Origin of the sequence: Mycobacterium kiyosense, from assembly GCA_021654635.1 — a bacterium.
Classification (GTDB): Bacteria; Actinomycetota; Actinomycetes; order Mycobacteriales; family Mycobacteriaceae; genus Mycobacterium; species Mycobacterium kiyosense.
Genome location: AP025179.1, coordinates 2,662,802 through 2,675,573 on the forward strand (window position 1 = coordinate 2,662,802; position 12,772 = coordinate 2,675,573).

Here is a 12,772-nt window from a genome sequence, read left to right on the forward strand (position 1 = left end):
GCCGCTGGGGGTGGTGATGCTGGTGACATCCCCTACGGCCCAAACGCCTTCGTGTTGGGTGGCTAGCGTTTCAGGATCGACGGTGATCCATCCCGGGCCACCCCAGCCCAAAGGCGGGTTCGTGGGGTGGGACGAACAGGAGCAGGTCAAACGGGGCGGTGGCAGCGCCCTCGAAGCGAATCATCCGGGCGGCCGCGTCAACGCTTCGGCATTGCATGTTCGGATAAAAGCCGATTTGAGCATCGCCGAGCAAGACCATCAGCTTTCGGCCCGGGCCGGTGCCCGCTGAGGGCATCGGCTGAGGTTCCACCGTGAAGATGTCGATCTGGGTGGCCGTTCTCTTTCCGTGCTCGATAAGGTAGTCATGGGCGAGCATCGCGCCCTCGTAGGGTGCCACAGGGCAGCGATACGGTAATGAGGGAATAAGTACAGCGATGTTGCCGCCGGCGAAATCGGTTAGCGCGCGGCGCGCCTGATCCGCATCGGAGATGCTGTAGAAGTGGTGGGCGACTCCCCGCATCGACTGCTTCGGCAAGCCCGGGAACTCTGCCCGGGTTGTTTCTGGCTCCGACCGCGACGATGAGTGCGTCGTAGTTGGTGTCAAAGTGGTCGCCTAGCACCTTTTTGCGCTGGGTATCGATGGTCGTGACGGTGCCGGTGATGGTGTGCACACCGTTGAGCGTCTGCTCACTTGGTGTGAGCGCGGCCTGCTGGGCGGTCCTCCAGCCACGCATAATCCAGGGCAATGTGAAGCCTTGAAAATGAGTGAAATCCGGGTCGATCAGAATGACCTCGAGATCGCCGCTGTTGAGCATGTTGCGTTGTCTCAGTTCGTGGATGGCAGTCAGTCCTCCGATGCCCGCGCCGAGTATCACAAGTTTTTTTCGTCATCGTTGCTGCACCTTCCTCGCTGTGTACTGATTAGCTGATCTGGCCCCGCGCAGAGAAGAACCCGCGGGGGCCGTTTGGGTTGATGTCCCCGGCGTCGTTGGCCAGTTGGGGGCTTTTACTGTTCGCAGTCTCGGCACCCGACGCCACGGCCTGGCGTGCTTGTGCCCCGATTGGGTGACGGGTGGCACGGTTTGATCGGCGAAACCTGTTGTTCCGCGCGAGCGTTTCCCCAACGACGGTGAAGCTTGCTTGGTGCCGTGAGCCAATGACATCGCTACTGCCGCCTGGATGTAGCAGTATTTTGCTGGTCGGGCGTCGCGGCGATCACGCAACCTCACGCCAGGGCCAGGAACAGCTTTTCCAGTTCGGCCTCCGTCAGTGGTGGCGCGCCGCCCGGGCCGCTACCGCTGATACAGTCCCGAAGGCCCAATGCCACGATTTTGAATCCGGCGCGGTCAAGGGCACGCGAAACCGCTGCGAGCTGGGTCACCACGTCCTTGCACTCGCGGCCCTGTTCGATCATGGCGATCACGCCGGCGAGTTGTCCCTGGGCGCGCCGCAGCCGGTTCAGCACCGGCATGATTCGGTCCTCGTCGTCAACCATTGCTTCCCTTCGCTATTCCTGGCTGTCCCCATTGTACCTTACCCCTAGGGGTATAGAACAACACCGTCCACTAGCGCATCGAGCCGTTAACCGAGCGGGGGGAATATACCCCTACGGGTACTAGTATTGTAGCGTCGTGGCGAGCACAAAATCCGCTCGGCCGAGGCCATCGAGACCACGCACCGGGTGCAGCGCTTCTACCTGGAAGGCGTGCGATCGACGGGCACTATCGAATTCCCACAGCGGCGATCACGCGCAAGACTGCTCTGCTTCTAAGCTGATGCCAGTCCGGTGAACCAGCGCTCTTGGCGGCTGCGGGCGAAGTCGGCTTTCTCGGCTGCAAATTGAGCTGACGGGCCGAGCAGCACCCCAGTTGGGTTCGGGCCGCTGAGGAAGTCGGCGTGCATCTTGGCGACCTCGCCGCGGCCGAACTCCATAAAGCAGTCGCCCGCCCCGTCATACGCGCCAGGCGGGGGGTGTCCCCCGCAGGTTGGCAGCGATGTCGTCGGCGACGAACTGAGCGGCGCGTTCGGCGAATGTGCCCGCCTTGGCAGTATATGCCGCAGCCACATCACCAAGCGCATATACGCCGGGAAACCCAGTGGCCAAGTTGGTCTTGTCCACGGGAATCCATCCCTCCGGCGCCAGGCCGGACTCTGCGACGACCGTCGGAACTCGGTGCACCGGGATACCAATGAACAAATCGTAAGGCAGCCCCCCGCCCTCGACGAATTGGGCGATCTTACTGTCAGTGTCCAGCCGGCACACCGTCCGCTTTCCGACGAAGGTGATTCCCCGCGAATTCAAGTGCTCAAGGATCGGCTCGGAAACCTCCTTCGCGACCGGCACCGGCGCCCCCCATGTAGCCGGTCACAGTGATGCTCACCTGATCACGCAGACCCCGGCCAGTGAAGTAGTCCTCAAGCAGAAATGCGGCCTCGAAGGGCGCCGGCGGACACTTGTACGGCTCGCCGAGCACACTGATCACCACGTTGCCGCCCTCGAAGGTCCTCAGCGCGCCGCGCAGGCGCTCAGCCCCGGCCAGCGAATAGTACTCGTAGCCATCCTCGGTGAAACCGGGGGTGGCCGCCGGGTCGTACTCCGCACCGAGGGCAACGACAAGGACGTCGGCCTCATAGGAACCTGCTTCGGTGCGCACGTGGCGATTTTCCGGGTCGATCCTGGTAATCACTTCCCGGCGGAACTCGACACCAGGTCTGGCGAACGCCGCATACGGCAGCCGCACCTCGTCCTGGTCACGTTTGCCCAGCAGCACATCCAGCTTAGAGAAACCGAAGGAGAAGGAATCGTTGCCATCCAGCAGCGTCACCCGCACCTGGCCGGCAAGTGACTCCGACAGCCTAGTGGCAAGTTCAAGCCCCCCGAATCCGGCTCCTAGAACCAGCACGTGCGGCGTCATTACATCCCCTCCCCGGCCCGGGTCGGCCCAGAGCTCTCGTTCCTCGCGTTCAGTATTGCCCGGAACCCGCTCATACAAACACTGCGGATGGCAGTTTGGCCGTCGACCAGAATCGCTCGACCCCCAGCAGCTCGCCGCGGTGAGCACAGCGCTGTTGGTGGCGCCGGCGAGTCCGGCGGTGCAGCCCAGCCAAGGGGTCTCCTCAGCAACGGAGCGCGCATCCGGTCCCTGACCAAGCGCGGAAATCGCGCCGTCCGGCGCCCAGCACGACCAGATCAACGTCTACGGCAACCTGTTCTGTTCCTTCGACGTCGAAACCGAGCCGCGTCCGCGCAGCACACCGTCCCTATTAGCCGCCGATCGAGGACCAGTTTCGCTCAGCTGCTAAGCTAAGGCGACCCCGACGGTGCTCGACCGGGTCGAGCTCTCACGGCGCAGAATAATGGATATGTCCTACCCCGGGGAAACCTAGCCATGACCAGGCAGGCCTACCGTCATCTCGGTCGGGGGTACACGAATCCCGCCGAAGGGCGAATGCAGCCTGATGCCTACGGTCCGCGGGCGGGCCCGCCATGAGATTCACCAACACATTGATCGTCGCGTTTTCGGGTGTTTGGATCGAGGAGGCGTTCAGCGCGTTTAGCTGGAGTGGCGATGAGCGCGGCGAGCGCGCCCAGCGGGTGCCCGGTCGCAATGGCTTGCTCACGCGTTTCCGCGCTTGTTGCCAGCCCATTCAGCTTTGCAAATGTTACACCCCATTCGCGTACGACTAGCGGTGGCCCGAAGAAGCGCTCACGGACCCGGTCGCAGTGTTGATGATGAGTATTCTGACTTTCACCGAAATGCTGGCAACGGTCGTCGTATTGAGCAAATTGCATGTGCGCAGTTTGTCTGGGAATAAATGATGGCGAAAGGATATTTGCGCAGCCAAAAATGTTCATGATGGTAAACAGATTTCTCAGCCGGCCACATAGTTTAGGGTTCACGGTCCCGACCACTGTCAACCCTGCGTGGTCCTTGAGAATCAGCCTGTGTCTAGCCAGGTTATCAAGAGATTCGGAAAAGGGCTGTCCAGAGTCTTTTACCGCGGCGGTGTAGTTGAGAACCAATAGTTGCGGGATCCACAAATTAGAGTGCAGTTCTAGAATGCAGATCGGTTTGGCGACAGGGATCCCGAAGGGATGCGAGTATTGATGAGGATTACTTGTCGCAGGGACTAAGTTGAGCTTTCTTTGGATCAAACTTGAGCTAGAGAAAGACTTCTGTGGGTAGCTTCCGAGTTGTACGGCTGATACGCCGTTGTCGGCCTTTTGATCAGTGGAGGCGGGCTCATGCCATCTGTGGTAGTTGCACCGGATGTGGTCGCGGCGGCGGCGCGGGATGTGGCGCGGATTGGCTGGGCGGCAACGGCGGCACGACCGGCGGCATTGGCGGCAAAGGCGGCGTCGGCGGGCCGGGCGGCACGCCCGGCGGTATCAATGGCATCAATGGATGAGCTGGTTTTCCTGTCGGCCGAGTCGGGGCCTCAACAGGATTTTCGGCAGCTGTTCGGACTTGGGATGAAACAGGAGTCCTCGGCGAGTCCGACGATGGCCACCCGGTCGGCAACTTCGGCGCGGCTGGCGCACCTGGTAACTCTCGGTCAGGCCATGATGGCTGCGGGAATGGTTGTCCTATTCCTCGGCACGCCGTTTGCGTCTCTGGGCTGGCGATCCTTGGTAGCCCGTACCGTGGCCCGAAAATGCAAGGTAACTGCGAACAGACGAAACGCTCATCGTCCCGAATTACGTGGCAAATACCAGCAACAGCAGCCGATTAACTGCAACCTTGGCCCGGACAAGACACACAGGGTGGCCCTCGCCGTGGCCCGCCACCCACTCGACCCGGTCTGCGGCATGCGCATCGACCCGGCCACCGCACCCACCCGACTGCGCCACCACGATCGTGACTGGCGGTTCTGCTCAACCACATGCGCCCACCGATTCACCGCCGTACCAACTCGGTACACCGGCCAACCACAACACGGCAGAACAGAACAGGAAACACAGTCATGACACCACGCTGGACTCGCAACCGGCTCAAATTCTTCCTCGCGGGCCCGATATTCGAGGCCGGAAACCGCTTCATCCCCGGCAAGCCCCACGACCGTCTCGCGCAACACGTCGCCGCCCAGCGCCCCGGGCGTGTGCTAGAACTCTGCGGCGGCACCGGCTACGCGGCCCGGCTGCTCGCCACCCTCTCCCCGACACAATCATCGACTCCCTCGACATCTCCCCGGCGATGCTCGCCATCGGCCGACCCCAACTCGACCGCGCCGGGATTCACAACATGACTCTGCACGAGGGTGACGCCGCCGCACTCCCATTCCCCGACAACACATTCGACGTTGTCATGAGCGTCTTCGGATGGCACGAACTACCCACCGACAGCCGCCATCAAGCTATCGACGAAACAGTCCGAGTGCTACGCCCAGGCGGGCGCGTCGTGGCCATCGACCTTGACCAACCACCCACCGCCCGACCGGCGTTCAACGCCTACCTGCGCCTAACCGAACGCCCCCATGCCCGCGACGTCCTCGGCACCGGCCTCGCCGACGAATTCACCGCCCACCACCTGACCATCACCGGCCACGAACCATCAACCAGTTGGACAACACCATTCCAGGTCCTCCAAGCCCATACCTGAAACACCGCACCAACCGGCACCACGTGGCCACCGGGCAGCGCCGCCAGCCGACATGCACGCGGGTCCACAGGGGCTCGACAAGGTCCTCAAGCCCGCTCGGTCTCTACTCAAACCAACAGCGAACAACTCCCAACCGACCAAGTCGAGCGCGGTGATTCCGGCTGGGTCGTCTGGGGTCCAACCCTTCATCGACGAGCACGACACGTTACAGCGCCCATGCCGATGTCGACATCGAGCGCCGCTGCACGGTTCCATCGCCACCAACCGTGTTCCGCGATCAACGGATACATACCCTCTGATCACCATTGGTAGTCAGAACCGGTGCGAAAGTAGTTACCCCAGCCGCGCAGGATCGAGTTCAAATCCGCGATCATACCGCGGATACCGCACGACGTTGTCTCGGTGGGTAGCCGGTGAGCTGCCCGGCGGGCATTCTGCCCGTACTGCTGTGGTTGAGGGCTGTGATGCGGCCGGCGCGCACACCGTTGGCGATGACGATGACCTCGGTGAGCTCGTGCACGAACACGACCGCGGCTAGGCCCAGGGTCCCGAACAACGCCAGCGGCATCAGCACCGTGATAATGCCCAGCGATAGTCCGACGTTTTGCAGCATGATCCGTCGGGACCGGCGGGCGTGTTCTAGCGCTTGGGGCAGGTGCCGCAGGTCTTGGCCCATCAGCGCAACGTCGGCGGTTTCGATGGCGACGTCGGTGCCCATGGCGCCCATGGCGATTCCCAGGTCGGCGGCGGCCAGAGCTGGAGCGTCGTTGACGCCGTCGCCGACCATCGCGGTGGGTCGCTGAGCTCGCAGCTGTCCGACCAGGCGCGCTTTGTCCTCGGGGCGCAGTTCGGCATAGACGTGCGCGATTCCGGCTTGATCGGCCAGGGCGGCGGCGGTGGCGTGGTTGTCGCCGGTGAGCATCGCCACCTGGTAGCCTTCCGCACGTAGCCTGCCGATAACTTCGGTGGCTTCAGGGCGTAATTCGTCGCGCACGGCGATGGCACCGAGCAGTTGCTCGTCGCGTTCGACGAGAACCGCTGTGGCCCCGGCTTGTTGCATGCGCGCCACACGATCGGCGAGCTCGGCAGTGTCGAGCCAGCCGGGGCGTCCCAGTCGGAGGGTATGCCCGTCGAGGTGGCCGGTCAGCCCTGCCCCGGGGATGGCGTGCACGTCGCTGGCGGCGGCGATCGGCGCGTGGGTTGCGGCGAGGATGGCCGCGGCGAGGGGGTGTTCGCTGCGGGCCTCCAGCGCGGCCGCCACCGCCAGCACTTCCTCACGGGTGGCGCCGTTGGTGGTAGCGACGTCGATGACGGCGGGCCGGTTGGCGGTCAACGTGCCGGTTTTGTCCAGGGCGAGCCCGCCGATGGTGCCCAAGGCTTCCAGCGCGGCCCCGCCCTTGATGAGGACGCCTAGCTTGGAGGCGGCGCCGATGGCCGCCACGACAGACACCGGCACGGCGATGGCCAGCGCGCACGGGGAGGCCGCGACCAGCACTACCAGAGCGCGTTCAATCCAGACCGCCGGACTGCCGAAGACGCTGCCAGTCCCGGCGATCAGCGCCCCGGCGATCATGATGCCCGGCACCAGCGGACGTGCGATACGGTCGGCCAGTCGCTGGCTGGCACCTTTGCGGGCCTGTTCGGCTTCCACGATGTGCACGATGCGTGCCAGCGAGTTGTCCTCTGCGGTGGCGGTGACCTCCACCTGCAGCACCCCGGAGCCGTTGATCGACCCGGCGAATACTTCGTCACCGGGCCCGGCCTCGACGGGTACCGATTCGCCGGTGATCGCCGAGACGTCCAGGGCGCTGCGCCCGGCACGAATGACGCCATCGGTGGCCAGGCGTTCTCCGGGTTTGACGATCATGTGATCCCCCACCCGCAATTCGGCAGCGGTGACAAGGGTTTCAGTGCCCTCTCGCAGCACCGTGGCCTGCTCGGGCACCAGCGAGAGCAGGGCGCGCAAACCGCGGCGGGTGCGCGCCACCGCGTACTCTTCCAAGCCCTCGCTGATCGAAAACAGAAATGCCAGCATGGTGGCCTCGCCGACCTGACCCAGTGCCACAGCGCCGGCCGCCGCGATGGTCATCAGGGTGCCGACACCGATGCGGCCCTGGGCCACTCGCTTGAGACTGGAGGGCACGAACGTCGAGGCGCCCACCGCCAGCGCTAGGATCTTCAGGCCCAGTGCGACCGGCCCAAGGGGAGTCACCCACGCAGTAACCGCCGCGGCGGTCAGCAGCGCCCCGGACAACGCGGCCCGCCGCAGCCTGACGACTTGCCAGAGCCGCTGTGGCTCGCGCTCGTCATCGTGGTCGCAGCAGCCATCACTGAGCTTCGCGGCTCGTTGTGCGGCCCCGCCACCCCCGGCACCAGCGAGGTCAGCACCGCGCTGACCCGACCGCGTTCGCGCGGTCCAGTCGAAGATCTTCTGCACTACACCGGGCTTGCCGACCTCAGCCGAGTGCGGGGCACGCGCGGGCACCGACGTTGCAGGGATCCGCTCGGCATCGGCGATCGCCGACAGGATGGCAGCGGTGTCGCAGCCCGCCGGCGAATGCCAGATCACTACTGATTCCGTTCGCGGATAGGCATGCACGGCCTGCACACCTGTCACCGTGGCGACCGTGTCCTCGATCGCGACGGCCCGCACCGCGTCGAACCGAAACCCGCTAGCGTGCACACGCATCCGCCCCCCGGCGGCGGATACAACGGTCAGCTTGCCCCCGGCATCGGGGTGAGGAGCAGTGGTCAGCATCATGCCTCCGTAGTTGTGGTTTGAGCCGAGCGATCTTTGTTTCATCCCACTCGCCCCGCGCGTCCAAAAGACCACCGTGGGACGAAGTGTGGACAGTCTGCTTGTCAGCAGCAGTCGTCGTCCTCGCGCTGGGTGGCAACCGGCAGGGGGGCCTCGTCGCCGATGCGCTCGCGGGCCTCGGCCACCACATCGGCGACCTTCAAACGGGCCGACTCGGCCGCCACCTCCGCGCGCCGGGTTCCCCGCAGACCCCACTCCGTAGCGGTCACCGCGGCGCGGTGAACCGGAGCCGCGCCCACCGCCTTCTTCACCACCTCATAGGCGCTCACCCCGACCAGCCCGGTGAACACCGTCCCGGCCGCCTTACCCAACAATTCAAGCATCGCTAAACCTTCCTGCCGTGGTGTACTGTCAGCGAAATTCAGCCGGCCCGCTGTTCGCCGGATTCGTTGCTGCTCATCGATTACCTGTTCGATTACCTGTCATCTCGACCGCCCCCGCGAGCGGGGCTTGCTCGGCGGGGCAGGGCTGATCGGTATCCACCGCGAGAACGACCTGCACCAACTCGCCCAAGGCACGGGTGAGGTGACTGTCGGCCAGCGCATACCGAACTTGGCGGCCCTCATAGGTTGCGATGACCAGCCCGCAGGCCCGCAGACACGACAAATGATTGGACACATTCGATCGGGTCAACCCCAGGTGCGACGCCAGCTGGCCGGGATAGCAAACCCCATCCAGCAGCGCCACAAGAATCCGGCACCGCGACGGATCGGCCAGCGCCCGACCCAGCCGGGCCAGCGCCGATTCCCGCGTCTCACACGTCAGCACAACCGGAACAGTACAGCCGAAACTGACATGACAGCAAGTGCTGATTGTCGCATTCGACCCTCCGCGCTGGCGTGGATTTCAGCGGGCGCCAGGGGCGATGGGGCCGCGACGCCGGTCAGCAGCTGCAGTCCGAGGCCCCCGGTCGATATCTCCGCCGGGTGGAATATGTTCCCGATGGCCGACCTGCGGGCGGCGGCACCCCGTTCATCGACGCGCGGTTCACACCGGCCCGCAACGCTGGCCGGCTCGTCGGACGGCGAATCACTCGATATTGCATCTGCCACGGTCGCCGACTCTGTCGGCGTTCCCGCGATGCCAAAAGTGGGGTGACGACCGTCGGCGGCGCGGTTGTTGATTGGCCGGCGAGCGCATCAAGCTATCTGCCGCGGATGTTTCGGCCTGACCGTAGCCGCAGCTGGCGTGCGCAGGAAACGAGTTGTGGCGCCAATGATCACTCTGATTCTCGGCGGACACCACGGCCCGCCTTACGCGAGGAGCTACCGGCCAGGTGGTAGCGGATCAGCCGAGAGCTGTTGGTGACTACCGCGATCGAGGATGCGTTGTGCAGGATCGCGGCGAGCACCGGGGACAGTGCACCGCAGGCACCGATCAGCAGCCCGGCGGCGTTGACCGCGATCGACATGGCGTAGTTCTGGCCGATGACCTTGCCCGCGCGTGCACCCAGGTCAGACACGTCGAGCAGGCGTTGCAGGTTGTCGTTGGCCAACGCGACATCGGCGGTCTCGATAGCAGTAAAGAAAGTTCTCACATCGCAGGTCGGGGCCCTTTTTCCTCGCGGCCTTCGCCGGCGCCATGCCGATCAACTGCGCGGCCCGAGAACACTGTGGTCGCGGCATGCGGGGCATGGCTGCGGCACCTCCTGGCTGAAAGCTCTCACACGCTCGCCGGGCGTCTGGCAGTTTCCGCTGGTCCAGTGTCCGGCGAGGCTATTGGGTCCGTGGCGGCGGACGGGAGCGCCAAGCGGACGGGAGCCGCCACGGCGGCTGTGTTGGCCCGCCGGGCATGAGCTGGCCGATGCTGAATAGACGGTCGGCGAGTGCTGGGTAGGCTAGCTTGATGGCTGGTGTGCTGGCGGAGCGTGCCCGCGTGGTCGCAGAAGCGCGGCTGGAGCCGTTGGCGACGCGGTTGGCGCATGTGCGTGGTGTGGCGGCTGCCGCGGAGCGGTTGGTCTCGCGCATCGATCCGTTGGAGGCCGACGCGCTGATTGCCGCGGCCTGGCTGCACGATGTCGGATACGCGCCGTCGCTGTGTGCGACCGGTTTTCATCCGGTAGATGGCGCTGCGTTTGTTCGGGCGGAGAATTTCCCGCCGCTGGTGGTGTCGCTGGTGGCGTATCACACGGGCGCGGTGTTCGAAGCGCGGGAACGTGGCTTGTCGGACGTGTTGGGGGAGTTCCCGCAGCCACCGGATTTTTTGCTGGACTTATTGACCTGTGCAGACATGACGACCGGCCCGGACGGTTCGCCGATGCGCCCCGACGGTCGGATCAGCGAAATCCTGTCGCGGTATCCCGCTGAGGATCCGGTGCACCGTGCGATCGAGCGCTCCGCGCCGACATTGCTTGCCGCGGCTGCTCGTGTGGAGGTCCTCGCGCAACAGGCAACTTCCGGCGCGGAATGATCTCGCTAACCCAGGTATGGGGTTGGCCGCTGTTCGAGGTAGTGCTGGATGCGTAGCCGCATCGACGGATGCATGCTCAGCGACTCAATATCTTGTGCGCGTGCCCAGGCGATGTTGGTGCTCTCGGAATCGATGTGCAGCTCGCCACCGATGAGTCGTGTGGTGAAGCATAGCGAAAATTGTTGGCGCACTTCGCCATCAGTGTAAGCCATGACGTGGCGCGGGTTGGTGTAGACGCCGATCAGGCCAGTGACTTCGACATCAAGGCCGGTTTCTTCCTTGACTTCACGCACCGCGGTTTCCACGATCGATTCGCCTAAGTCCATTCCGCCCCCGGGCAGTGCCCATAGGTCGTTATCGCGGCGTTTGATGAGCAGGATGCGAGCTTGCTCGTCGGTTACGACGGCTGTGGTGGAGGGCACCACACTGTTGGCGGGAGGCGCATCGGGATCGTTGTAGTAGTCGATTCGGGCCATCTGGTTCCCCTGGTGTGAACGGGTCCGGCTGGTTATGGGTGAGCTTGGATAGGACGTGCGGTGTTCCAGACCCGTTCGAAGGCGAGTCGATGGTCGTTCCATAGGTCTGGTGCGTCGTCGCGCTTGATCACGATGGCGGGATTGTCGCTAGCCGGGGCACCGTAAAGGTGCGGGTTGGCGATAAGCGTGTCATCGGCGCGGAACATTGACGTGTACAGCGGTGCGGTGTGGGTGCGGATCTCCAGTCCCGAAGTGTCCGAGAGTGGTTGCAGGCGTGTCAATGTCATCCGGCAACGTGCCGCCAGGGCGGCTCCGATGCCTTCTTCCGCGCCACGCTGCATTACTGTGGCGCACTCGGGGTCACCGATGATGAAGCGGACCGCCACGCCGCGTTCGGTCGCGGCGGCGAGCATCTTGGTGAAGCGGGGAAGGCCGTCAAACAGGAATGTGCCGCCGTAGACCAGGATGTCAAGATGTTCGGCGGCGTCTTCGAATAACTGCTTCCAGACGGTGATCGGGACGTCGGCTCGGCTGCTGTACACGCTGACGGCGACGGTGCCGGCGCTCGGCGGCGTCATGATCGGGAATAGATCGGGCCACAGGTCGGCCGGGTCGCAATCGAGCACCTCGGCGGTGCGGCGAGCATTCTGAGGGTAGGGCGCGGTTTCGCCCGACAGCCACCGCTCGACAGTCTTGGCGTCGACGGCGATTAGATCCGCTAGTTCTTGCACGCCTAGCCTTGTGCGCTCGATCTGAGCACGCAGTTGGCGGTTCGGCTTCGGTGTGTCCTGGTTACCCACCCGGTTGGCTCCCTACCTGTGATGACATCGGTGTCCCGCACGATGTCGCCCGCTGTCCGAAGTCTGCCATGCAGATGTCCACAGATGCCGCCGAGATGCGGTTTCGATGTCTCAGATGCCGGGCTGAAGTGGGAGTCACTGCCGACGAGCGGCCGTACCGTTCCAGAAGGGATCAAACAAATGCGTCTTCGAATCGACACGACTGCAGCGCAGTTCTTCTGCACGCGCGAAGCTGAGCAGCGGACCGTGCACGAAACCGGTGCACCGCGGATCGACAAAGAAACGGGCCTGGTGCTCTGGCAAGTCCAGCTCATGGCCCTCGACCAGGACGGCGGGGAGATACTCGCCGTCACGGTGGCCGGCGAACCCAATGTCAAAGTGGGCGAGCCCGTCGCGGTCGAAGCTTTGGTGGCGATCCCGTGGTCACAGGGTGATCGCTCGGGAGTCGCGTTCCGGGCAACCTCAATCCGGCCAGCTGGTGCTCAGTCGGGCGTACTTGGGCCACGTCCCACCGCCGCCGGCGGTAGCTCGCAATCCGCCCCCGCAGCCAAGCAGACCGGCAACAACGCGTAGCGGAGCGGGCGCCAAGCCATAAGCCTCACCAGGCCTGGCGCCTGCTTCACAAAAGCTTTGTATGCAAACAAGATTCGGCGTTCCCGGGCATGTCGG

Annotated in this window: 14 protein-coding genes and 2 pseudogenes; 3 read left to right on the forward strand and 13 right to left on the reverse strand. The window is 64.3% G+C overall.

Annotated features, from left to right (window positions below; translation table 11 throughout):
• Positions 1 to 70: 70 nt before the first annotated feature.
• From L6444_RS30565 to L6444_RS12675, 6 genes and pseudogenes are all read right to left on the reverse strand, one after another.
• Positions 71 to 535, reverse strand: a complete 465-nt coding sequence (locus L6444_RS30565) for a hypothetical protein (protein ID WP_459551934.1) — start codon at positions 533 to 535, stop codon at positions 71 to 73.
• A 46-nt stretch (positions 536 to 581) separates the two neighbouring features.
• Positions 582 to 875 (reverse strand): annotated as a pseudogene (locus tag L6444_RS30570) (FAD-dependent oxidoreductase); the annotation flags it as partial.
• 350 nt (positions 876 to 1,225) lie between these two features.
• Positions 1,226 to 1,495 carry a metal-sensitive transcriptional regulator gene (locus tag L6444_RS12660; RefSeq protein ID WP_236983001.1) on the reverse strand — a complete coding sequence of 90 codons (270 nt, stop codon included), beginning with the start codon at positions 1,493 to 1,495 and terminating at the stop codon, positions 1,226 to 1,228.
• 456 nt (positions 1,496 to 1,951) lie between these two features.
• Positions 1,952 to 2,302, reverse strand: coding sequence for an NAD(P)/FAD-dependent oxidoreductase (locus tag L6444_RS12665; RefSeq protein ID WP_236983002.1), 351 nt, complete (start codon positions 2,300 to 2,302; stop codon positions 1,952 to 1,954).
• A 4-nt stretch (positions 2,303 to 2,306) separates the two neighbouring features.
• Complete coding sequence (locus L6444_RS12670) at positions 2,307 to 2,915, reverse strand: FAD-dependent oxidoreductase (RefSeq protein ID WP_236983003.1); 609 nt, start codon at positions 2,913 to 2,915, stop codon at positions 2,307 to 2,309.
• Positions 2,916 to 3,463: 548 nt separating this feature from the next.
• Complete coding sequence (locus L6444_RS12675) at positions 3,464 to 4,024, reverse strand: hypothetical protein (RefSeq protein ID WP_236983005.1); 561 nt, start codon at positions 4,022 to 4,024, stop codon at positions 3,464 to 3,466.
• A 1,171-nt stretch (positions 4,025 to 5,195) separates the two neighbouring features.
• On the opposite strand from L6444_RS12675, the gene L6444_RS12680 reads away from it, so the two are divergent.
• On the forward strand, positions 5,196 to 5,600 hold the full coding sequence (locus L6444_RS12680; RefSeq protein WP_236983007.1) for a class I SAM-dependent methyltransferase: 405 nt from the start codon (positions 5,196 to 5,198) through the stop codon (positions 5,598 to 5,600).
• A gap of 299 nt (positions 5,601 to 5,899) precedes the next feature.
• Here L6444_RS12680 and L6444_RS30575 read toward each other — a convergent pair whose 3' ends face one another.
• The 5 genes and pseudogenes from L6444_RS30575 to L6444_RS12700 form a co-directional block, all read right to left on the reverse strand.
• Positions 5,900 to 5,974, reverse strand: coding sequence for a group II intron maturase-specific domain-containing protein (locus L6444_RS30575; RefSeq protein WP_370653183.1), 75 nt, complete (start codon positions 5,972 to 5,974; stop codon positions 5,900 to 5,902).
• Complete coding sequence (locus L6444_RS12685; RefSeq protein WP_236983008.1) at positions 5,971 to 8,361, reverse strand: heavy metal translocating P-type ATPase; 2,391 nt, start codon at positions 8,359 to 8,361, stop codon at positions 5,971 to 5,973. The genes L6444_RS30575 and L6444_RS12685 overlap by 4 nt, the downstream gene beginning before the upstream one ends.
• 101 nt (positions 8,362 to 8,462) lie before the next feature.
• Positions 8,463 to 8,741, reverse strand: coding sequence for a DUF1490 family protein (locus L6444_RS12690; RefSeq protein ID WP_236983010.1), 279 nt, complete (start codon positions 8,739 to 8,741; stop codon positions 8,463 to 8,465).
• 73 nt (positions 8,742 to 8,814) lie between these two features.
• On the reverse strand, positions 8,815 to 9,186 hold the full coding sequence (gene cmtR, locus L6444_RS12695) for a Cd(II)/Pb(II)-sensing metalloregulatory transcriptional regulator CmtR (protein ID WP_236983012.1): 372 nt from the start codon (positions 9,184 to 9,186) through the stop codon (positions 8,815 to 8,817).
• Between the two features lie 451 nt (positions 9,187 to 9,637).
• Positions 9,638 to 9,937: pseudogene (locus L6444_RS12700) on the reverse strand (copper-transporting ATPase); the annotation flags it as partial.
• A gap of 326 nt (positions 9,938 to 10,263) precedes the next feature.
• On the opposite strand from L6444_RS12700, the gene L6444_RS12705 reads away from it, so the two are divergent.
• Positions 10,264 to 10,827 (forward strand): HD domain-containing protein, encoded by a 564-nt coding sequence (locus L6444_RS12705; protein WP_236983014.1) that lies wholly within the window; start codon positions 10,264 to 10,266, stop codon positions 10,825 to 10,827.
• Between the two features lie 5 nt (positions 10,828 to 10,832).
• Here the strand turns inward: L6444_RS12705 and L6444_RS12710 are convergent, their stop codons facing one another.
• Both L6444_RS12710 and L6444_RS12715 read right to left on the reverse strand, forming a co-directional pair.
• Entirely contained in the window at positions 10,833 to 11,303 is a 471-nt protein-coding gene (locus L6444_RS12710; protein WP_236983016.1) for an NUDIX hydrolase, read from the reverse strand.
• 32 nt (positions 11,304 to 11,335) lie between these two features.
• The gene (locus L6444_RS12715) at positions 11,336 to 12,034 is read right to left on the reverse strand and encodes a hypothetical protein (protein WP_236983018.1); all 699 of its coding nucleotides are present in this window, start codon (positions 12,032 to 12,034) and stop codon (positions 11,336 to 11,338) included.
• Between the two features lie 249 nt (positions 12,035 to 12,283).
• Between L6444_RS12715 and L6444_RS12720 the strand changes: the two genes are divergently transcribed.
• Complete coding sequence (locus L6444_RS12720; RefSeq protein WP_236983020.1) at positions 12,284 to 12,676, forward strand: hypothetical protein; 393 nt, start codon at positions 12,284 to 12,286, stop codon at positions 12,674 to 12,676.
• Positions 12,677 to 12,772 lie beyond the last annotated feature (96 nt).